The sequence below is a fragment of the Aliarcobacter lanthieri genome (assembly GCF_013201625.1).
Taxonomy (GTDB): Bacteria; Campylobacterota; Campylobacteria; order Campylobacterales; family Arcobacteraceae; genus Aliarcobacter; species Aliarcobacter lanthieri.
On sequence record NZ_CP053839.1, the window covers coordinates 1409420 to 1431096 of the forward strand.

General features: G+C 24.9%; 26 protein-coding genes and 1 tRNA gene. 10 read left to right on the forward strand and 17 right to left on the reverse strand.

Going from position 1 to position 21677, the window contains the following annotated elements:
* The first annotated feature begins 12 nt into the window (after nt 1-12).
* The 3 genes from ALANTH_RS07090 to argC all read left to right on the forward strand — a co-directional run bounded on the left by ALANTH_RS07090 (nt 13) and on the right by argC (nt 2049).
* Nucleotides 13-534: a GrpB family protein gene (locus ALANTH_RS07090; RefSeq protein WP_026807884.1), complete on the forward strand. Its 522-nt coding sequence runs from the start codon at nt 13-15 to the stop codon at nt 532-534.
* 16 nt (nt 535-550) lie between these two features.
* Nucleotides 551-1033: a redoxin domain-containing protein gene (locus ALANTH_RS07095; RefSeq protein WP_026807885.1), complete on the forward strand. Its 483-nt coding sequence runs from the start codon at nt 551-553 to the stop codon at nt 1031-1033.
* A 65-nt stretch (nt 1034-1098) separates the two neighbouring features.
* Nucleotides 1099-2049 (forward strand): N-acetyl-gamma-glutamyl-phosphate reductase, encoded by a 951-nt coding sequence (argC, locus tag ALANTH_RS07100; protein ID WP_026804521.1) that lies wholly within the window; start codon nt 1099-1101, stop codon nt 2047-2049.
* Between the two features lie 19 nt (nt 2050-2068).
* Here argC and ALANTH_RS07105 read toward each other — a convergent pair whose 3' ends face one another.
* From ALANTH_RS07105 to polA, 5 genes are read right to left on the reverse strand one after another with little or no spacing between them, the layout of a single operon-like run.
* Nucleotides 2069-3415, reverse strand: a complete 1347-nt coding sequence (locus ALANTH_RS07105) for a cryptochrome/photolyase family protein (protein ID WP_026807886.1) — start codon at nt 3413-3415, stop codon at nt 2069-2071.
* Complete coding sequence (locus tag ALANTH_RS07110; RefSeq protein WP_026807887.1) at nt 3415-4263, reverse strand: TIGR01777 family oxidoreductase; 849 nt, start codon at nt 4261-4263, stop codon at nt 3415-3417. The genes ALANTH_RS07105 and ALANTH_RS07110 overlap by 1 nt, the downstream gene beginning before the upstream one ends.
* 30 nt (nt 4264-4293) lie before the next feature.
* On the reverse strand, nt 4294-5142 hold the full coding sequence (gene modD / locus ALANTH_RS07115) for a ModD protein (RefSeq protein ID WP_026807888.1): 849 nt from the start codon (nt 5140-5142) through the stop codon (nt 4294-4296).
* A gap of 3 nt (nt 5143-5145) precedes the next feature.
* Nucleotides 5146-5655, reverse strand: a complete 510-nt coding sequence (locus ALANTH_RS07120) for a hypothetical protein (RefSeq protein ID WP_026807889.1) — start codon at nt 5653-5655, stop codon at nt 5146-5148.
* Nucleotides 5656-5714: 59 nt separating this feature from the next.
* Nucleotides 5715-8405, reverse strand: coding sequence for a DNA polymerase I (gene polA / locus ALANTH_RS07125; protein WP_026807890.1), 2691 nt, complete (start codon nt 8403-8405; stop codon nt 5715-5717).
* Nucleotides 8406-8774: 369 nt separating this feature from the next.
* Between polA and kdsB the strand changes: the two genes are divergently transcribed.
* Entirely contained in the window at nt 8775-9494 is a 720-nt protein-coding gene (gene kdsB, locus ALANTH_RS07130) for a 3-deoxy-manno-octulosonate cytidylyltransferase (protein ID WP_026807891.1), read from the forward strand.
* Nucleotides 9495-9519: 25 nt separating this feature from the next.
* Here kdsB and lptB read toward each other — a convergent pair whose 3' ends face one another.
* The 3 genes from lptB to trpD are packed head-to-tail and all read right to left on the reverse strand — an operon-like array spanning nt 9520 to nt 11648.
* Nucleotides 9520-10242 carry an LPS export ABC transporter ATP-binding protein gene (gene lptB, locus ALANTH_RS07135; protein WP_026804528.1) on the reverse strand — a complete coding sequence of 241 codons (723 nt, stop codon included), beginning with the start codon at nt 10240-10242 and terminating at the stop codon, nt 9520-9522.
* Nucleotides 10235-10648, reverse strand: a complete 414-nt coding sequence (tsaE, locus tag ALANTH_RS07140) for a tRNA (adenosine(37)-N6)-threonylcarbamoyltransferase complex ATPase subunit type 1 TsaE (RefSeq protein WP_026804529.1) — start codon at nt 10646-10648, stop codon at nt 10235-10237. The genes lptB and tsaE overlap by 8 nt, the downstream gene beginning before the upstream one ends.
* 13 nt (nt 10649-10661) lie before the next feature.
* Complete coding sequence (trpD, locus tag ALANTH_RS07145) at nt 10662-11648, reverse strand: anthranilate phosphoribosyltransferase (RefSeq protein ID WP_026807892.1); 987 nt, start codon at nt 11646-11648, stop codon at nt 10662-10664.
* 214 nt (nt 11649-11862) lie between these two features.
* Here trpD and ALANTH_RS07150 point away from each other — a divergent pair, with 214 nt between their 5' ends.
* Nucleotides 11863-12738, forward strand: a complete 876-nt coding sequence (locus tag ALANTH_RS07150) for a DUF234 domain-containing protein (protein WP_026807893.1) — start codon at nt 11863-11865, stop codon at nt 12736-12738.
* Nucleotides 12739-12749: 11 nt separating this feature from the next.
* On the opposite strand, the gene ALANTH_RS07155 is transcribed toward ALANTH_RS07150, so the two are convergent.
* Nucleotides 12750-12998 carry a S4 domain-containing protein gene (locus ALANTH_RS07155; RefSeq protein ID WP_026807894.1) on the reverse strand — a complete coding sequence of 83 codons (249 nt, stop codon included), beginning with the start codon at nt 12996-12998 and terminating at the stop codon, nt 12750-12752.
* Between the two features lie 99 nt (nt 12999-13097).
* Here ALANTH_RS07155 and ALANTH_RS07160 point away from each other — a divergent pair, with 99 nt between their 5' ends.
* Nucleotides 13098-14336 carry an argininosuccinate synthase gene (locus ALANTH_RS07160; RefSeq protein ID WP_026804533.1) on the forward strand — a complete coding sequence of 413 codons (1239 nt, stop codon included), beginning with the start codon at nt 13098-13100 and terminating at the stop codon, nt 14334-14336.
* A 34-nt stretch (nt 14337-14370) separates the two neighbouring features.
* Here ALANTH_RS07160 and ALANTH_RS07165 read toward each other — a convergent pair whose 3' ends face one another.
* Genes ALANTH_RS07165 through ALANTH_RS07185 form a run of 5 tightly spaced genes read right to left on the reverse strand, consistent with a single transcriptional unit; the run spans nt 14371 to nt 18448 of the window.
* A complete protein-coding gene (locus tag ALANTH_RS07165) occupies nt 14371-15807 on the reverse strand; it encodes an AMP-binding protein (protein ID WP_026807895.1) in 1437 nt (478 codons plus the stop codon).
* Nucleotides 15804-16943: an MBOAT family O-acyltransferase gene (locus ALANTH_RS07170; protein ID WP_026807896.1), complete on the reverse strand. Its 1140-nt coding sequence runs from the start codon at nt 16941-16943 to the stop codon at nt 15804-15806. Before ALANTH_RS07170 ends, ALANTH_RS07165 begins: the two co-directional genes overlap by 4 nt.
* On the reverse strand, nt 16943-17083 hold the full coding sequence (locus ALANTH_RS07175) for a hypothetical protein (RefSeq protein ID WP_162830429.1): 141 nt from the start codon (nt 17081-17083) through the stop codon (nt 16943-16945). The genes ALANTH_RS07170 and ALANTH_RS07175 overlap by 1 nt, the downstream gene beginning before the upstream one ends.
* A gap of 10 nt (nt 17084-17093) precedes the next feature.
* Nucleotides 17094-18221, reverse strand: coding sequence for a D-alanyl-lipoteichoic acid biosynthesis protein DltD (locus tag ALANTH_RS07180; RefSeq protein ID WP_026807897.1), 1128 nt, complete (start codon nt 18219-18221; stop codon nt 17094-17096).
* Nucleotides 18218-18448, reverse strand: a complete 231-nt coding sequence (locus tag ALANTH_RS07185; protein ID WP_026804537.1) for an acyl carrier protein — start codon at nt 18446-18448, stop codon at nt 18218-18220. Before ALANTH_RS07185 ends, ALANTH_RS07180 begins: the two co-directional genes overlap by 4 nt.
* A gap of 141 nt (nt 18449-18589) precedes the next feature.
* Here ALANTH_RS07185 and ALANTH_RS07190 point away from each other — a divergent pair, with 141 nt between their 5' ends.
* Together ALANTH_RS07190 and ALANTH_RS07195 are read left to right on the forward strand one after the other, a co-directional pair.
* Nucleotides 18590-19090, forward strand: coding sequence for a gamma carbonic anhydrase family protein (locus ALANTH_RS07190; RefSeq protein WP_026807898.1), 501 nt, complete (start codon nt 18590-18592; stop codon nt 19088-19090).
* A 43-nt stretch (nt 19091-19133) separates the two neighbouring features.
* Nucleotides 19134-19217 (forward strand) — tRNA-Leu (locus ALANTH_RS07195).
* Nucleotides 19218-19235: 18 nt separating this feature from the next.
* Here the strand turns inward: ALANTH_RS07195 and ALANTH_RS07200 are convergent.
* From ALANTH_RS07200 to ALANTH_RS07210, 3 genes are read right to left on the reverse strand one after another with little or no spacing between them, the layout of a single operon-like run.
* On the reverse strand, nt 19236-19640 hold the full coding sequence (locus tag ALANTH_RS07200; protein WP_026804539.1) for a hypothetical protein: 405 nt from the start codon (nt 19638-19640) through the stop codon (nt 19236-19238).
* A 44-nt stretch (nt 19641-19684) separates the two neighbouring features.
* Complete coding sequence (locus ALANTH_RS07205) at nt 19685-20068, reverse strand: hypothetical protein (protein ID WP_026804540.1); 384 nt, start codon at nt 20066-20068, stop codon at nt 19685-19687.
* An 8-nt stretch (nt 20069-20076) separates the two neighbouring features.
* Nucleotides 20077-20391: a hypothetical protein gene (locus ALANTH_RS07210; RefSeq protein ID WP_026804541.1), complete on the reverse strand. Its 315-nt coding sequence runs from the start codon at nt 20389-20391 to the stop codon at nt 20077-20079.
* Nucleotides 20392-20670: 279 nt separating this feature from the next.
* Between ALANTH_RS07210 and ALANTH_RS07215 the strand changes: the two genes are divergently transcribed.
* Nucleotides 20671-20892, forward strand: coding sequence for a hypothetical protein (locus ALANTH_RS07215; RefSeq protein ID WP_026807899.1), 222 nt, complete (start codon nt 20671-20673; stop codon nt 20890-20892).
* Nucleotides 20893-20894: 2 nt separating this feature from the next.
* Entirely contained in the window at nt 20895-21653 is a 759-nt protein-coding gene (thiD, locus tag ALANTH_RS07220) for a bifunctional hydroxymethylpyrimidine kinase/phosphomethylpyrimidine kinase (RefSeq protein WP_026804543.1), read from the forward strand.
* Nucleotides 21654-21677 lie beyond the last annotated feature (24 nt).

Here is a 21677-nt window from a genome sequence, read left to right on the forward strand (position 1 = left end):
AAGGGATCAATAGTGCAAATTCTAAAATATGAAAAAATCGAAGCTACTTTTAAACCCTGGAATAAAAGATATTTAGAAGTTGCAAAACATTTAATTGATTTTATATCTACAAAAGATTTTGAAGTTATTCATATTGGCTCAACTTCATTTATGGTTGGAGGAAAAGGAATTATTGATTTATCAATTTTATATCAAAATAAAAATCTAGATAGAGCTGTAAATTATATAAAATCTTTGGGATTCCAAGACCAAATTAGTGAAAATCCTTTTCCAAAAGAGAGACCAAGAAAAGATGGAATAGTTTTTTTTAAAAATAATAAATATATTATTCATCTACATGTTATAGAAAAAAATTCAGAAGAACATAAAAAACAAGTAAAATATAAAGAATATATGCTTTCAAATTCTAAAGCTAGAGAAGAATATGAAAAAACAAAATTAGATATTTTAAACCAAGGAATAACTAATCAAGAAGTATATGGAAAAGGAAAATCTCCTTTTGTAAAATCAATTCTCTCTAAAATAGATATATAATCTCAAAAGGTAAAAAATGAAAGAAAAGTTTAAAAAAGTCATTAAATATTTAATTTTATTTGTTATAGTTTTAAATGTTGTAAGCTATTATAAAAGTTTAGATTTAAATAAAGAAAAATTAGAGATACAAAATTTTAAATTAATTGATGAATCTATTTATGTAGTAAAAAATGATAAACCACTTTTAATCCATTTTTGGGCAACTTGGTGTCCTATTTGTTCACTTGAAGAACAAAATATTGAGAAAATATCAAAAGATTATGAAGTTATAACTATTGCAACACAATCAGGTAGTTCAGAAGAAATAAAAGAATATTTAGAAAAAAACTTACTTAGTTTTAAAGTTGTAAATGATGAAGAAGGTATTTTATCTAAGAAATTTAATATAAAAGCATTTCCAACAACATTTATATATGATGAAAACCAAAATCAGAAATTTAGTGAAGTTGGCTACACTTCTACGCTTGGTCTATATCTTAGAATGTGGTGGAGTAAATAAAAAGTTCAAAACAAGTGATATTTTGATAAAATATATATAAATAATATTCATATTTGGGGTAAAAAATGAAATTTAAAGTATTTGTTGATGGACAACATGGAACAACTGGTCTAAAAATCCATCAAATGTTAGAAAATAGAGATGAAATTGAACTTTTAACAATTGAAGAAAAAGATAAAAAAAATATACAAAGAAGAAAAGAACTTTTAAATAGTGCTGATTTAGTATTTTTGTGTCTTCCTGATGATGCTGCAAAAGAATCTGTATCTTTAATAGAAAATGATAGTGTAAAAGTAATTGATGCTAGTACAGCACACAGAACAAATCCAGATTGGGTTTATGGAATACCAGAACTTACAAGTAAACAAAGAGATAAAATAAAATATTCAAAAAGAGTTTGTGTTCCAGGATGTCATGCAAGTGGATTAATAGTATCTATGAAACCATTATTCAAAAACAAAATATTAAGTAAAAACCATAAACTTATCTGCCATTCAATTACTGGATTTAGTGGCGGAGGAAGTTCAATGATAAATGAATATGAAAATGGAAGTTTTGAAGTTTTTGGAGGACAAAGACCTTATGCTTTAGGATTAAATCATAAACATTTACCAGAGATGAAATATGTTTTAAAAATAAATAAAGCTCCTATATTTACTCCTAGTGTTGGTAATTTTAAACAAGGAATGTTAGTAATTTCATATATTGAGAAAAAGAAATTAAGAAAACAGTTAAGTAAAGAAGCATTAATAAGAGTTTATCAAGAATACTATAACAATGAAAGTTTTATAAAAGTTATTGAAAATACCGATGAATACTTAGAAAATGGTTTTTTAAATCCTATGAGATGTAATAATACAAACTCTTTAGAAATTTCAGTTTATGACAATAAAACTGATTTAGTAGTTATATCAAGACTTGATAATTTAGGTAAAGGTGCCAGTGGAGCAGCTATTCAATGTATGAATATTATGCTTGGGCTTGAAGAAAAAAAAGGTTTGGAGATAAAACTCTAAACCTTTTTAGGTAATTTACTTAAGAATTATTTGCTTTTTTAAACTCTAAGATTGCTCTACTCCTAGAATATGAAATCCCTACAAGTTGCTTAGGATAATTTAAAAAAATATTTTCTTGTACACCATTTTCAGTATGTATAACCTTAGGACAAATATCTTCTAGTTCTTTTAAAACGCTTTTTATAAAAACTGCTTCTTTATCAAATTTTAATGATTGTAAATAAGGATTAAAAATTCTAAAATATGGAACTGAATCAATTCCTGTACTAGCAGCCCATTGCCAAGAACCAATATTTGAACTACACTCATAGTCTAAAAGTTTGAAAGAAAAATACTTTTCACCTTTTCTCCAATCTATCAATAAATTTTTTGTTAGATATGAAGAAACTATCATTCTTAAACGATTATGCATAAGCCCAGTCTTATTTAGATATTTCATTGATGCATCTACAATAGGAACCCCTGTTTTTCCTTCACACCACTTTATAAAATCATCTTCATTTTCATTCCACTTTACTTTTATTATATTTAGATTCTCAAATTCACTCTTTGGAAAATGGTATAAAATATAATTATAAAATTCCCTCCAAAATAGCTCTCTTATATAAAAATCTATCTCTTTTTGTGGAGCATTTAATTTTTTAATTTTATTAAATAATGTTCTAGGAGATATAAGACCAAATCTTAAATGAACTGATATATTTGAACCTGCATTTAAGTAAAAGTAATCCCTATTTTCTTGATAATTACAAAGCCTTATTGAAAATTCATCTATTAATTCATCTGCATCTTTATATAAAAAATCTGGTAGTTTTTGTTCTGTAAATCCTAAATATTCCAAAGTTGGTATAAAACTATAATCATATTTAACTTTTTTTATATTATTAGATAAATTACTTTCTTCTATTTGTTTAGATTGATGTAAAAATTTTAAAGAGTTATAAAATGCAGTAAATACTTTATATGGAGTTTTATCAATTTTTAGTACATCATTAGGATCAATTAAAAAAGAATCTGTATATCGTCTAAGTGTTAATATATTTGAAATTTTATCATCTCTTTTTTTTGCATAACTATCAAAATCTACTGAAGTTAAAATCTCATCAAAACCATCTTTTTTTAATCTTTTAAAAATATCTTCAGGGATTCCATAAAATATTGCTAAATCAAGCCCTATTTTTTGTAATTCATATTTTAATTTTAAAACACTTTTATATATAAAAGTAACTCTTTTATCATTCTTTGGAAGTTTTTCTAATATATTTTTATCAAAAATAAATATTGGTAAAACTTCATCTTGAGAATTAAATAATATTGCATTATCAATAATTCTTAAATCTCTTCTAAACCACAATATTTGTTTCATTACACTAAGCTTTTTAAAGTTTCTTCTATATTGTTATACTTAAATTCAAAACCTAAATCTAATAAATCTTTTGGAATTGTACTTTGTCCATCAGTTAGAACTTTAGCCCCTTCACTAAATATTAATTTTAGTATAAATTCTGGTATTGGAAAAATTGTAGGTCTATTTAAAACTTTTCCTAAAGTTATAGTATATTCAAAGTTGGTTGTAGGGATTGGAGCTGTACAGTTAAATACTCCATCAATATTTTTTTCTATTATAAATTTATAAACTCTGAGTAAATCTTCTATATGAATAAAAGAAAAAGATTGTTTACCACTTCCAATAACTCCACCCACTCCTAGTCTAAAAGGTAATATCATCTTTTTAAAAGCTCCACCATTTTTACCTAAAACTATACCAAATCTAAGAATAGCTACTTTAGTAAAATCATCTTTTACTTTTTGTGCCTCTTTTTCCCAATTTTGACAAAGTTTTGATAAAAAATCATTTGAAAAAGAACCATTTTCATCATACAGTGATTTATTATCATAAATCCCAACTGCTGATGTAGAAATAAAAGTTCTTTGTTTTTTATCTACTCTCTTTAAACTATTAACTAATCTTTTTGTAGTATCAATTCTACTAGAAACAAGCAGTTCTTTGTAGCTATCACTCCATCTATTTATAATATTTGCACCATTTAAGTTTATAAGAATATCACAACTATTTACTATAAAATCAAGTTTTTGATTATCTTTTAAATCATCTCTTTTTATATTTAAAATTTTATAATTTTGCTTAGACAAAAAATCAACTAAACTTTGCCCTACAAATCCACTACTACCTGATATTGCAATAGTTTTCATAAATATTCCTTTATGATTTTATTAAATTAATTATTCACAAATAGATATTTTACTTCCAAAATCAGCCATCCCACAAGAATACATAGCACTTGTTACAATAGCATCTATTCCTAAACATGCATATTCTTTAGCATTATTTATATTTATTCCTCCGCTACAAATAACTCTTACATCTTTATAACTTTGGTCTCTTAATTCAACTACTTTTTTTATATCTTCAATATTCATTTTATCCAATTGTAAAACATCAACACCAAATTTTAACAAATTTTTACTATCTTCAAAACTAGAACTTTCAATTACTATCTTTTTTTCTGGCATTTTTATTTTAAAGTTTTTTATTTCATTATAAAATTCAAAATTATCATTATATACTATTCTATGATTTGGAAAAAACAATATTGTTTCACTAAGATTTAATCTATGTACATTTGCTCCACCATTTAGAATAGATTTTATACAAATCTTTTTAGCAAAAGGATAAGTTTTTCTAGTAGTTAATAACTGACAATTAGGATTTACCTCATCAATATTTCTTTTCATATTAGCCGTATACGTAGATATTTTCGAACTATATTCTAAAATAAGTTGAGTAGTCCTCCAAATTTTATGGATATTTTCATAAGTTCCAATAAAACTTAAAACTAGTTCTCCTTTAGAAGCTAAAGTTTTTGAAGGCAAATAGTATATAACTTCACAATTCATAAGTTTTGCTATTTGGCAAGAATCTTCACTACAAGAAACTACAATATCTTCTCTAGTGAAAATATCAAGTTTTGCTTTTATATTATTTTTTTCTTGTAAAGAAGTAGTTAAATCAAGATATGGTAAATCATCTTTTAGAAGATTTAAAAGTTCATTATCTGTAAAAGATATCATAGTTTATGCAATACTAGGAATTAAAAAATCTGTCTTTTTTAATAATCTTGAGCCTTTTTTACTAAACTCACTCTCTAGTTTTAATCTATTTTTACAAATATACTCTAAAACAAGAGGTTCTTGTTTTTGAATAAGATTTAAAATAGCTAATTTCATAGAAGTATAAAATTCTTCTTCACTATAAATATCTTCTGCAATTTTTTCTATTATTACTTTATTTGAATTTTTTTCAAAACTCTCTTCTAATAAAACTAAAAGCTTTTTAGCAACTTTATAATTTGTAATATGACGAAGAAGTTTATAAAATTTTAATGATAAGTCTAAAAGATAATCTTGGCTTCCCATATCATCAATACGCCCTATTTTTCCAGTATTTAAAAATTCTATTAACTCTTCATCAGTAAAAGCATACTCTATAAGATCAATTATCTTTCTTTTATCTTGTTTCTTCCACTTATAGTAAGTTGGAGCAGAAAATTCAAAAAGTTTTGTCATAATCATCTCTTTAGTCATATATATCCTTTAAAAAAATTACATCATTATATACTTAAATAAATAATGCCTTGATTAAGCTATTTCAAATCTTGCCAAGAATTTCCAACTGCGACTGAAACTTTAAGAGGAATATTTAAAATAAAAATATTCTCCATAATATTTTTTATATCTTTAGTTATTTCATCTACAAATTCATCTTTTATTTCAAATATAAGTTCATCATGGATTTGTAAAAGCATTTTTACATTTTTATTATCTTTATATTTTAAATGTATTTTTATCATGGCTAATTTTATTAAATCTGCTGCACTACCTTGAAAAAGTGTATTTACAGCTTCTCGTAAATATGCCGCTTGTAGCATAGGACTAGCTCCTTGAAAATCAAAAAGTCTTTTTCTATTTAATAAGGTCTTTACATAACCTTTTTCTTTTACACCATCTTCAATAGATTTAAAATAATCTTTTACACTTTTAAATGCTTCAAAATATGAATCTATATATATTTTTGCCTCTTTTGTTGTAATATTTAATGTATCTGCTAATTTTTTACTACCCATTCCATAGAGTAAACCAAAATTAATTGTTTTTGCAATTGATCTTTTATTTTTTGCCTTACTCTCTCCAAAAATTTTAACTGCTGTTTGGTAGTGAATATCTAAATCTTGTTTAAATGCATCAACTAAAGCATCATCTTGTGAAAAGTGTGCAAGTAATCTAAGTTCAATTTGAGAGTAATCAACTCCTACAAGTTTATATCCATCTTCAGCAATAAAAGCTTTTCTTATTTGTATATTACTTTGTATTCCTACAGGTATATTTTGTAAATTGGGATTTTTTGAACTAAGTCTTCCTGTTGTTGTACCCGTATGTAAAAATGAAGTAAATATCCTATTATGTTTATCTTTTAAAGCTAATTCTAATAAAGGCTCAATATAAGTTGAGTGAAGTTTAAAAGCTTCTCTATATTTAAGTAACATTGGAATAACTAGGTGCTTATCTTTTAAACTCTCCAAAACTGATTCATCTGTACTATATCCAGTTTTTGTCTTTTTAGAACTATCAAGTCCTAACTTTTCAAATAAGATAACACCTAATTGTTTAGGAGAGTTTATATTAAAAATTTCTTCAACAGCTTCATGTATTTTTGAAGTTAATTCACTTAAATATTGTGAACTTATATCTTTATATTTCTGTAATAGTTCAATATCTATTTTTATACCTTGTTGTTCCATTGAAGCCAAAACATAAATAAAATTAAACTCTAACTCAAAGCCTATATTTAAAAGTTCTTCCTCTTTTCTTTCTTTAAAAAGTTCAAGTTGTTTATTAAAAAGTTTTAAAGTCCATAAAGCATCTTCAGCTGCATACTCACAAGCTTTATTTAACTCAATACTTGAAAAATCTTCACCTTTTTTTACTACTTCACTAAAGGCTATCATTTTATGCTTAAAATATTTTTCAACTTGAAAGTCTATCCCCACTTTTTCATTAGTGTTTAATAACCAAGATAAAATCATAGTATCAGCATATAATTTTAAATCTAAATTAAAATTATTTTTTATTATTTGCCAATCATATTTAAAGTTTTGGAAAATCAACTTATATCTACTTAGAATCTCAATAGTTTTTTTAGCAACTTCTAGAGATATTTGATTTCCAACTCCTAAATAATTATGCCCTATTGGTACATAATATGCTTTATTCTCTTCATAGCAAAACGAAAACCCTACAATTTTTGCTTTAGTTGTATCAAGGTTAGTTGTTTCTGTATCAAATGCAATATAACTATCTCTTGGTATTTTATTTATAGCTAAACTTAAATCATTTTCATTGTCAAGTAGTATATATTCAACTTTTTCAGATTCTATTTTTTTTGGTACTGGCATTTGAGTTTTATAACTAAGACCATTTTTATTTACTCTTTCTAAAACTTTTGTCATATCATATTTTATTAATTCATCAGAAATTTTAAGGATTGGGTTTTCTAGAGGTAAAATAAACTCATCTAAATTTGATATAAATTGACAATCATCTCTTAAAGTTACAAGTTTTTTTGATAAAAAAGCATTATCTTTACTTTCAAGTAAAAGTTCTTTTGTTCTTTTTCTATCAATATTCTCTATATTATTATATATACTTTCAAGACTACCAAATTGTTCTATTAAACTTTGTGCTGTTTTTGCTCCAACACCTTTAACTCCAGGTATATTATCTGCTGTATCACCTACTAAAGATTGATAATCTGTAAACTGCTTTGGTGTAACTCCATATTTTTCTATACATTTTGATTCATTTATTATCTGTTTTTTTGTTGGATCAAAAAGATATACACTATTTTGGTCATCTATTAATTGATATAAATCTTTATCATGAGATACTATTCTTACTTCTAAACCTTTTTCTTTTGCATCCTTTGCAATACTAGCAACCATATCATCAGCTTCATAGCCAGTTCTTATAGCTATTTTAAATCCCATTTTTTCTACCCAAGATACTGCAATAGGAAGTTGAGTTAATAAATCTTCAGGAACATCAGGACGTTGTGCTTTATAGTTTTCAAATAATTCATTTCTAAAAGTATCTCCTTTTGCATCTAATGCAAAAACTATATAATCTGTTTTAAAATCTTTACCTATACTAGCAATAAAATTTATAAATCCAGTCAAAAGTCCAGTAGGAGCACCATCATTTGAGCGTAATGGAGGTAAAGCAAAATAACTTCTAAATAAAAACCCAAATGTATCTATAACCGTAATACTTCTTTTCATAACTCTTCTTTCAATATTAGTTTGATTGATTTATAATATAATAAATCTTTTTAAAAGTGGATTTATATAAAAAATCTTAAATATTTATTCATAATATTTTTTATAATTTTAAATATATTCTTATAAATATTACAAAATGTAATCTTTTTTGCTGTTTTGATTCTTTTTTGATAATATTCATAAAATAACAAAAAATAAAACATCATTTGTTAAAAATATATAGGAGATTTTGAATGAGTGAAACATTTATAATAGCAAGTAGTTTATTTGCATTCATTAGTTTTTTTACTTGTGTATAATATTTTAATATCTTTTTATAAATTTATAGAGTTTGTAATATAATAGATATTTTAAACATAAGGATAAAATATGATAATAATACCCGCAAGGTTAAATTCAAGCCGATTTGAAAATAAAATTTTAGTAGATATTTTAGGTCTTCCAATGGTTATAAAAACTGCTAAACAAGTAAGTTCTCTAGATAAAGTAGTAATAGCAACAGATAGTCACAAAGTGATTGATTTAGCTTATAAATATGGCTTTGATGCAGTTATGACGTCAATTGAACATAATAGTGGGACAGATAGAATAAATGAAGCTGTAAATAGATTAAATTTAAGTGATGATGAAATAATCATAAATGTTCAAGCAGATGAGCCATTTATTGAAGAAAGTGTTGTAAAAAGTGTGATGCAAAAAGTAAAAGATATAAAAGACCAAGATGACATTTTAATAACTTCTTGCTATAAAGAGATTAATAGTGAAGCAGCTGACGATCCAAATTTAGTAAAAGTTATACTAAATGAACTAGGAAATGCTATATATTTTTCAAGAGCAAAAATTCCATATCATAGGGATCACAAAGAAAATTCTAATTATTTTGGACATTTAGGAATATATGGGTTTACAAAAAAATCTTTAAATAAGTTTTGTAGTTTAAACTCTTCAAAATTAGAAGATATAGAGAAATTAGAACAATTAAGAGCAATCGACAATGGTTTTAAAATTTCTATGGTAAAAGTTGAATCAAAATCATTTGGGATAGATACAAAAGAAGATTTAGATAGAGCTTTAAAATTATTTAAATAAGAAGAAAGATTTTAATCTTTCTTTTTTAAAAACTAAAATCCTCTCCTAAGTAATGTTCTTTTACTTTTGGATCATTTTTTATCTCTTCTGAAGTCCCACTACTTAATAAGCTCCCAGATTTCATAACATAAGCTCTATCACATATTTGTAGTGTTTCTCTAACATTATGGTCTGTTATTAAAACCCCAATATTTATTTTTGTTAATTGATGAATGATTTCTTGAATATCTTTTACAGCTATTGGATCAACTCCTGCAAATGGTTCATCTAAAAGTAAAAATTTTGGTTTAGAAACCAATGCTCTTGCGATTTCTGTTCTTCTTCTTTCTCCACCAGAAAGTGAAATACCTTTTCTTTGTCTTATTGGCTCAATATTAAATAGTTCAAGAAGTTCTTCAACTCTTCTTTTTTGTTCATCTTCATCATCAAATATAATCTCAGCAGCTAATAATAAATTATCTTCAACACTTAAATCTTTAAAAATAGAAGACTCTTGTGGTAAATAACCTATTCCTTTTAGTGCTCTTTTATGAAGTGGTAATTTTGTAATATCTTCTTTATCAAAAAATACTGTTCCACTACTAGGTTTTACAAGACCACAAACTGTATAAAATGTAGTTGTTTTACCTGCTCCATTTGGTCCTAAAAGTCCAACTATCTCACCACTATTTACTTCAAGTGAAATACCATGTAAAATCTCTGTTTTTTTAATACTTTTTTTAATATCAACAATTTCTAATTTATGCATCTATTTTATACAACCTTTTATTATTTTCTTTAAAAATATTTATAACCATAACTTCATAGCCATAGTCTTTTAAAAGTTTTTCAAGCTTTTCATCACCCCACTCTACAAAGTGAATTCCATTTTTCTCAAATTCTTCTAGCATTCCTAAGCTTATAAATTCATCTAAACTTTTATTATATAGATCATAATGAAATATTTTATCTGAATATATAGCTTGTAAAGAAAAAGTTGGAGATGTTACTAAATCATCTAACTCCAATGATTTAACAAAACTTTTAACTAAAGTTGTTTTTCCACTTGCTAAATCTCCTCTTAAAATCACTACACAATTTCTAGTTAAAATATCTTTTAAAATACTAACTAATGTACTAACTTCGTTTAAGCTTAATAAAAACTCTTTTTTCAAGATTTTAACCTCTTTAACAACTCATCTTTTGTGAAATTTTAATAATTTGCTCTAATTTTTCTTTTGCTTTTTTACTATCTATAATCTCTTTAGATATTTGTATTCCATCTTGAAAATCTCTAGCTTTTTCATCTACAATTAAAGCTGCTGCAGAGTTAAGTAAAACAATATCTCTTTTTGGTCCACTTAAAGTACCATTTAAAATATCTCTTGTAATTTGAGCATTAACTTCTGGTCCAGCCCCAACAATATCATCTTTATGACTTAACTTTATTCCATAATTTTCTGGATTTATCTCTAATTCTTCTATTTTACCATTTAATAACAATGTTGCATAAGTAATATCTGAAACAGATATTTCATCCATTCCATCATTTGATGCTACAACTATAGCTCTTCTACATTCTAATAAATCTAAAGCAGTTGCAATTCTATTGATATAATCTTTATGAAATACACCTATTACTTGTTTTTCAACACCAGCAGGATTACATAAAGGACCAATAATATTCATAATTGTTCTATGAGGTATTGACTTTCTAACAGGAGTTATAAATCTCATAGCAGGGTGATGGTTAGCTGCAAACATAAATGCAAATCCAGTATCTTCAAGCATTTTAGCAGTATCTTCTAAACTTAGATTTAAGTTTACTCCCAAAGATTCCAACATATCAGCACTTCCACTTTTACTTGTAACACTTCTATTACCATGTTTTGCCACATAACAACCTGCTGCTGCTAGAAGGATAGAAACTGTACTAGAAATATTGAAACTATAACTTTTATCTCCACCTGTTCCAACAACATCTATTGATTTTTTTTGTAAATCATGTGAAATAGGAAGAGGAATTACATAATCTCTCATTGCACTTGCAGCTCCTGCAAGTTCTGAAGCAGTTTCTCCTCTTTCACAAAGAGCTAAAAAATAATCTCTTATTTCATCGAAAGATAATTTGTCTTCAAATATATCACTGAATTTACTTTTTGTTTCAATAAACATTTTAATCTATCCTTTATAACAATAATAACTTAATTAATAGGTCTAATTTAAACCAATTATAATATAAATACTTATATTAAATTATATAATATATGAACTTTTATATTACTTGTTAAATACTAATATCATATATTTAACTATAAATTAATATTATCAAATTTATTAAAATATCATATTTATTATTGTAGAATCAATTTTTAAATAAGGACATATTATGATTATATTAGATAAATCAATAAGAGAACAATTTAGCATTTTTTGTAATACAAATAATATAACCGATATGCCAATAGCAATAAAATATTTTACAATATTTGGTGGTCTTGATATAAAAATAGATATAACAAAACCTATAATAGAATTAATAGAAAAACATATTTTAAACAATTATCAATATTTTAGAAGTGAAATAAATCGTTTAACAGGTGGCTATCATGTTAATAGTGCAATTCTTACGGGAATAGCTTTAGGAGATAGAAAAACAACGAATGCTTTTAAAAGAGCTCATGTTAGTTTTGAAGAAGGTATAAAATGTATAGAATCACTTTATGAAAAAGAGATTATAGAAATTGACTCTTCACAAAATTTTCTTTTGGGTAAAAGAAATGATTCTAAAACACCTAAAAAACTAATCTTTACAAATCCATTTATTAGATTTTGGTTTGGATTTATTTCTCCTATTTATAAAGGGATAAAAGAGGGAAAGTATGAAGAATTCAAAATAAAACTTGAAGGAAGAGAGTCTGATTTTAGTGATTTTATATTTGAAGAATTAGCTTTATCTTTTGTAAATAATACATTTGTTGAAGATAAAATCAAACAACATGGACAATACTGGAATGAAAAAATTCAAATTCCTATAGTTGCAAAAACAACTTCAGATAAAACAATAATTGGATTTTCTAAATATACAGACAATAAAATGAAAAAAAGTGAATTAAACAAATTTTTAGAAGATTGTAAAAAAGAAGATATATTTGCTGATATTGTAGTTATTTTTGCAAAAAATGGATATTCAACAGAACTAAAGGCTCTAAAAAGTGATACTTTAAAACTATTTAATGCCAAAAGTTTGAAAGCTTTAGTTTAATATTCAAAAACTTAATTTAGTTTTTGTACATATTCATCTATTTTTGATTTTGGTGTTGATTTAGTATTTGGTATTTGTAAAATTTTAAATTTTTCACTTTTTTCAAGATATTTTATTTCAATAATATCCCCTACTTTTACATCTTTTGCTTTTTTTACAGCAATATTATTCAGAAAAACAACTTTATGTTCTAACATATCTTCAGCAACAGCTCTTCGTTTTGTAATATTTACAGCATTTAAAAATTTATCTATTCTCATAAAAATATTATAACTAAATTTAACTAAAACTGTTTAAATAGATTTATAATAAAATTTAGATAAAATCAGCAAAATTCAATAACCAAAATAGGAAAATTTATGAGTAAAAAAGATATAAAAAAAGTTGTACTTGCTTATAGTGGTGGTTTAGATACTTCTATTATTTTAAAATGGCTTCAAGATGAATATAACGCAGAAGTTATTACTTTTACAGCTGATTTAGGACAAGGCGAAGAAGTTGAACCAGCACGAGCAAAAGCTATTGCTTGTGGGATAAAACCAGAAAATGTTTTTATATTAGATATTAAAGAAGAGTTTGTAAAAGATTATGTTTTCCCTATGTTTAGAGCAAATGCTATTTATGAAGGTGAATACTTACTTGGAACAAGTATTGCAAGACCTCTTATTGCAAAAAAACTTGTAGAAATTGCAAATGAAAAAGGTGCAGAAGCTGTAAGTCATGGAGCAACAGGAAAAGGAAATGACCAAGTAAGATTTGAATTAGGAGCATTAGCTTTAAATCCTGATTTAAAAGTTATTGCACCTTGGAGAGAATGGGATTTAAACTCAAGAGAAAGTTTACTTGAATATGCTAAAAAAAATGGAATTGAAATATCACAAAAACATGTTGATGAAAATGGAAATCCTAAAATAAGCCCTTATTCTATGGATGCAAATTTACTTCATATATCTTATGAAGGTTTACATTTAGAAAATCCAGCTAATGAACCTGAAGAATCAATGTGGTTATGGACAAATTCTCCAGAAAAAGCGCCTGATCAAGCAGAATATATAACAATAGGATATAAAAATGGAGATCCAATTTCTATAAATGGAAAAGAGTTATCACCAGCAACACTACTTAAAACTTTAAATGAATATGGAAATAAACATGGTATTGGAAGAGTAGATATTGTTGAAAATAGATATGTTGGTATGAAAGCAAGAGGTTGTTATGAAACTCCAGGTGGAACAATAATGTTAAAAGCTCACAGAGCAATAGAGTCTTTAACACTTGATAGAGAAGAAGCTCATTTAAAAGATGAATTAATGCCAAGATATGCAAAATTAATTTATCAAGGATATTGGTTCTCACCAGAAAGAGAGATGCTTCAAGCTGCTATTGATGCAACTCAAAAAAATGTTGAGGGTACAGTAAAACTAAAACTTTATAAAGGAAATGTAACTATTGTAGGAAGAGAATCTTCAAAATCTTTATATGATGATGCTTACTCAACTTTTGAAAAAGATGAAGTTTATAATCAAAAAGATGCAGAAGGATTTATAAGACTTAATGCTTTAAGATTTATAATTGCAGGTAAAAAAAATAAAAAATAAATTTATTAACAAAGAGATAAAATCTCTTTGTTAACTACATATTCTTATAAATATTTATTAACTCATTTTTATCAATTTTATGATTTGGATTATATGGAAAGTAATCTAAAATAACAATATCTGATGGAACCATATAATATGGAAGATTTTTCAAAATACCTTTTTTTAATTTTTCAATATCTAGCTTATGATTACAAATAATAAAAGATATTAATTTAACTACTTCATTTCCTCTTTTAAGTGGTATTGTTATAGCTTCATCTATTAATTTATTATTTATAAGCTCTTTATCTATCTCTCCTAATTCTATTCTAAATCCATGAAGTTTTATAAGTTCATCTTTTCTATTTGCAAAAAACAATAAATTATCTTCAAAATATCCAAAATCTCCTGTTCTAAAACTTCTTTTTTCATATTTCTTTTCAAATTTTTGTCTATTTAACTCTTCATTTTTAAAATATCCAATAGATACATTATCACCAACTATCTCTATTTCACCTATATTTTCACTATCAATATCTAATAGATTTATAACTGTTCCAGACTTTACATAGCCAACTGGCAAATTTTTAGTATATTTTTCCAAAATTTCTAAAGTTATTTCAACTAATGTTGTAGCAACAGTAGCTTCAGTTGGTCCATAAGTATTTAAAACTTTTGAATTTGGGAAATTATTTTTTATTCTTTTTACAGTAGTTGATGGTAAAACTTCTCCACAAAAAAGAAAGGTTTTTAAACTTTTTATATTTTCTTCTACAAATTCACTTGAAAGTAAAAGTTTACTAATAAATGATGGTGTTGAAACCCAAACATTACAAGCATATTTTTTTAATCTTTTAAAATATTCAAGATGATTTTCTATTACATCTTTACTATTTAAAACTATAGTTCCACCAAGGCTTAAAAATCCAACTAATTCATAAACTGATAAATCAAAACTAAAAGGTGCTTGATTCATAAAAATACTATTTTGTGATAATCCAAAATCATTATTTAACCATTTTTGGAAATCTAAAATAGAGTTTTGCGTTATTTGTACACCTTTTGGTTCTCCTGTACTTCCTGATGTAAATATTATATAAATAATTTGGTCATTTAAAAAATATGTTGTAGAAAGATTTTTTTCATCAAAATATATGTTATTTTCAATTGTATTTATTGTTAGTGAAGATTTTACAATATCAACTATTTTATTAACTCTATCTTTGGGGTAGATTGTATCAATAGGAATATATGGAAAACCTAAACTCATACAAGCAACAATACTTATTACAAAATCAACTTCTTTATGTCCATATATTATTATTGGATGAGCTTTAGGAAGATGATATTTTAAAAGTTTTTCTTTTAAAATATCAACTTCATTTTTAAATTCACTCCAAGTTAAATCTTTATTACTTCCACAAACTGCTAATTTATGACTATATTTATCGCATTCAACAAAATCCATTAGTTTAAAATCAAATCTCATATAGGAACTCTCCCACTAAAAAAATATAAAGCAAAAACTGCACCATTTATCATCAAAAATCTTTTTAAATTTATACTTATTACTTGTGGAAAAAATGAAAAATAATCATATCCTCCTTTTTTTAAATATAAAACATAGGTATTATGTATACTTGAATACACTCCAAATAAAAAACCACTAAAAATAAAATACCAAGTTAGTCCATTCCACATTCCCATAAGCAAAAAAGTACAAGTTATTGCTATATTTTGAATGAGAAGTTTTCTTCCTTTTAAAAACTCAAAATTATGAAGATATTTATATAAAGGTTTAAAAAAATAATCAGTTAGCCAACTACCAAGTGTAATATGAAATCTTCTCCAAAAATCTTGTGGATTTGGTGCAAGATATGGGTGATTAAAGTTCATAGGAATAAAAATACCCATCATAATACTAAGTCCAACAGCCATTGCACTATATCCTGCAAAATCAAAGAATAGATAAATTGTATATGAATATGCACTATTTATCATATCAATTAAAAGAGTACTATGTGAATCAATTTTTCCTAACCAGAACATAGCAATAAACTCTGCAAAAACAAATTTAAATAAAATTCCAATGACTAAAATTTCCCAACCTTTTAAAATATTTGATAAAGTTAAATTTTCATAACCCTTTTTTAAATCATCTTGAAATCTATATGACCTATCTATTGGTCCTGCAAGAAGTGTAGTTGGAAATAATAAAAAAGAAGTAAACTCAAGAAATGAAAGTTTGCCGTAATTATGACTATCTACTATTGCCTGGATAGTCCTAAAGGTAATATATGAAATCCCTATAATCTTAAACATTGGATTAGAAATATCAATTTTATGTAAAATCATAGGAAAAGCAATAACAATCATAGGAAATAAAGTATCTTTATAATCATTTATAACAAAAATATAATAAATAATATATACATACAAGAGAAGTAAAAAAAGTTCATAAGATTCAGGGATAAAGAAATATGTATAGCAAATTACAGTTAAAAACATTAAAGTTTTATATGAAATAAATTTATTTAAAATATTTTTAAACAGATATAAAAAAAAGATAAATGTAAAACTAATTAAAAAAAATCCCAATCCAGAAAAAGGTAAATAGTCTTGCATTAAAACTCCTCATAAACAAATTCAACTGTAGAATCAACATCTTGTCCACTTAAATCACTTATATTTTTATAATATATAATATATAAGAAACCAAATATCAATAATAGATATATTAAAAAAAATTTAAAAAAATATCTCATATAAGCTACCTTATTTTATAAAATAATCAATTATTTTTTGGTTGACTTTAACCCAACCAAATTCACCTAAATGAACAATATCTATCAACGTTCCAATTTCATAATTCTCTTTTTCATATGTCCACATATCCATATATTCAAAATTATGTTCTAATACCTTTGATTTTATTAATAACATCAATTTATTTGCTTCTTCCCTATTTTTAGAGAATACATATGGATGTAAATCTTGCATTATAAAAAGAGGCTTAATTTTGTAACTATCTAAAAAATCAAGCAAAACTAGAAAATCTTGAAATTCTTCATTTTTATCTAAATCAGGTGGTATTACTATAGAAAATGGAAAGTTGTTTTTTGTAACTTCAGGTTCAATGTATTTTTTGTAGTATTCATTTTGTATTCCAAAACTGTTATTTGAAGAAGAAACTTCTATGTTTTTTGCTTTAATTTTTAAACTTTCGTAGTCAAAATTTATTGGAAAATAATTTATTTCTTCTATTTTTACATTTTTATTATCAAAACTTTTAATTAAAAGATTTTTAATTTTATTGTTAAAATAATCTTTTTTTACAATACTAAAGGGATATTCATATATAAAAGTTGGTTCTTTGATTGAAGCTAAATTTTCTTTAATATAGTCACTTATTATATATTTATATTTATCATCTGATTCACTTTCAAAATATAGTTTATTCATCATTCCAATATTCATATATTCTAAAAATTTTGACATGGTAAGTCCATTATCACTACTTCCTGTGAACCAACTAGGAGATAACAAAACTACAATTTTTGCATTATTTCTAACTTTTTCATTATCACATGCTGCTAATTGGGACATAATTACAAAAGTTTGTTGTCCTTCATTACCTTGAGCTTTTAATGGTAATTTTAAATCATTATTAAAAAAGTTTTGTGGTAAAAATTTTTGATGAGGGTAAATTACTAATTCAGAAGAACCAAATAAAACAATTTTTCCATTTTCCAAATCACTTTGTAAATCAATTGTTTTTTGTAGAGAATCAAAAGAGTTAAAATAATAATTCAATACTTTATCTTTTGTAAAATAAAGGGTGACTAAAACTATAAAAAATGCTGTGAATAAAGCAAATATATTTAAAAGTATATGTTTTTTCATTCTATTCTACTTTTTATATATTTTGCCAATTTACTAACACTATCAAAATTACTTTCAATAATATCTCTAGTATCTATTTTTATACCAAACTCTTCTTCGAGCATCATAGCTAAATCAACCGTTCCCATACTATCAATTAAATTTGATGTATATAGTGCTTCATCAATTTCAACTTTTTTAAAAGATATCTCTTCAACTAAAGGTTTTATCCTATTAATTATCTCCATATTATTATCCTAATTTTTTTATCTAAAACAAATGGAATTATATAAAATATTTTGAATTATTCATCAAAAAAAATAGAATTTTTTTGTAATTTTATTGCTATTATTTTTAAGTATAATAAACCTTTATTTTAAGGAGTTTTTATGATATTAAAATTTAAAGAGTTTTACCCAAAAATCGCCTCAACTGCTTGGATAGCTCCCAGTGCAGATTTAATAGGAAACATTGAAATAGGAGAAGATAGTTCAGTTTGGTTTGGCTGTGTTATTCGTTCAGATGTAAATGAAGTAAAAATAGGGAAAAATACAAATGTTCAAGATTTATCATGTATTCATACTGATACAAATACAAAAACAATCATAGGAGATAATGTTACAATTGGACACAAAGTTATGTTACATGGCTGTAAAATAGAAAATAATTGTTTAATAGGTATGAGTGCCACAATTCTAGATAATGCAATAATAGGTGAAGGTAGTATAGTAGGAGCAAATTCACTTGTTACAGCTGGGAAAGTTTTCCCACCAAGAAGTATGATTATGGGAAGTCCAGCAAAAGTTATAAGAGAATTAAGCCAAGAAGAAGTTCAAGGTTTAATAAACCATGCTTTACACTATGTCGAATATAAAAATGAATATAGATAAGCTTAAGAAAAAATAGATATAATTCCAATCTATTTTTTCCTGTGCGGCTGTGGTGGAATGGTAGACACGCTATCTTGAGGTGGTAGTGGCAACAGCTGTGCGAGTTCAAGTCTCGCCAGCCGCACCATAAATTTTATTAATTATCTTATATTTCTGATTCTATCAATTTAAAATTTGCAAAAGCATTTTCAATACTAGGAATATTTTTATATACAGTTTTTGTTAACCTTAATCTCTTTGTTTTTAAATCACATATTGCAATTCTAAAATTTGAACCTATAAATGGTTCAATAACACAAATGATTTTATCTTCAATTTGTTTTGTTACATAAATAGTACCTTGAAGTTCTGAAAAAAAATATTTTGGATAACTTAATGGTGTTATTTCAACTATATCAATATTCTCTGGTTCTTCAAGAGTTTTTACAATATCCATAGCGTCTTCATAACTTTCAAATGAAATACACCAATCATCAAATTTTTTATTAAAATGTTGTAAATCTTCATCTAGAAATCCACCTGCTATTGCTTGCAAAGCAAAAATAGCCATAAAACCACCTTTTCTATTATATATTTTTCTATAAATAAAAAAATCTAATTTTCATTTATCAATGAATCAGCTTTTGTTTTCAACTTTTTTTTATGTAAAAGTTCTTTTTCTCTTTGTGTAAATTTTTCTTCTTTATAGATCTTTTGTTCTTTTTTTAACTCTTTTTCTCTTATTTCAGGTTCTTTTTTAAATAAAGTCAGTATTAAATATATAGAACATAGAATATTAAAAATTATTATAAACCATTTTATAAATAACGCAAATTTCAAATATCTTATATTATCTGTAAGCTTTAAATATTCAACAACATCTCCATAAATAAGTCCAGAAAACAAAGCAACCAAAAGAAAAAAAAATATTAAAATTGCTCTTTTTCTAAACTTATATAAGTAGTACCAAAAAACTGCTGATTTTACTTGCTTAAACATATTTTAACCTATACAAAAAAGTTTATTCCTAAAGCGGCTAAAGCAACAACAAGTGATTTTGTTTTCAAATCATCAATTATCTTTCTCTCTTCATCTGCAATAATAATTTCTAAATCATCATCACTAAAATCATTTATAGTCTTTCCATTTTCAATTAATCTTGCTTTTGTTGCAATAATTGCTTTTTCTCTAATTTTTAAATTTATAGTATCTTTTAATTGTTTACTTTTTATTTTTGGATAGTCAAAAGCTTTTGTTACATTTTCACTTGTTATATTTACAAGTTCTTTTGATTTATCTTTTAAAATATCTTTTATTCCCATAATATCTTCCTAAAATTTTATAAATTCTATCATAATTTTAAGATACATACTCCCATCTTTTATAATTATTAGCTACTTTTCTTATATCATCAAATCCAATAACTTTAATAAAAGTAAATCTTCCACTTGCTAAAAAAGCTTTAATAAGCATTTTATCTCCTTTTAAAATAATATTTATTCTATCTAATTTGAAGTTACAAACAACTTAAATAAATATACTTTTATATATTTTTTAATATATTATGATATACTTTTGAATATTTTATTATTTGGAAAAAAATGGATAAAGACGAGTTTAAGAAACTTCTAAAAGAAGCAAAGTTTTCAAAAAAAAGTTTTGCAACTTTTATTGGATTAAAATATCAAAGTGTAAATACATGGGGGAATAACAATCGTGCTATTCCTTATTGGGTAAAATCATGGCTAGATCTCTACATTGAAAATTTAAAATATAAAAAGATGAAAGAGATTTTAAAAGATAGTGGAGTTTGTAAGGAGTAAAAATGAAAGTAGTTTTAAGTATAGCTGGAAGTGATAGTAGTGGAGGAGCTGGAATACAAGCAGATATAAAAAGTGGGTTTTATCATAAAGTTTTTATGACAACAGCAATTACAGCAATTACTGTTCAAAATACTTTAGGTGTATCAAATGCAGTAATTTTAGACCCAAAATTTGTAGTTGAACAAATAAATTCTGTAGTAGAAGACTTTAAAATAGATTGTATAAAAATAGGAATGTTAAGTTCTAAAGAGCTTATTTTAGAAGTTTTTAATACTATTAAAGAATTAGATATTCCTATTATTTTAGATCCAGTTGCTATTTCAAGAGCTGGGTCAAAATTAATAGATGATGAAGCTATAAATAGTTTAAAATCTATGTTTAAACATGCTTTACTAATTACTCCAAATAGTTTGGAAGCAAAACTTTTTTTTGGTGTAGAAAATATTGAAGATATAAGAAGTCTAAAAGATATTCCTACAAATATTATTTTTAAAAATATAGTAAAAAATGATGAAACAACAACTGATGTTCTTTTAACAAAAGATGGAAATATTGAACTTTTTATTGGGCAAAAAGCCGATATTTCAAACACTCATGGTACTGGTTGTAGTTTTAGTGCATCAATCGCTTCTTTAATAGCAAGAGATTATAGCTTAAAAGATAGCATAGATTTATCTAAAAAATATATTTATGAAGCTATAAACCAAGCTCCAAATTTTGGAAGAGGAAATGGTCCAATAAATCATATACTAAATTTTTAAAAGGCTTAACAAAGCCTAATTTTA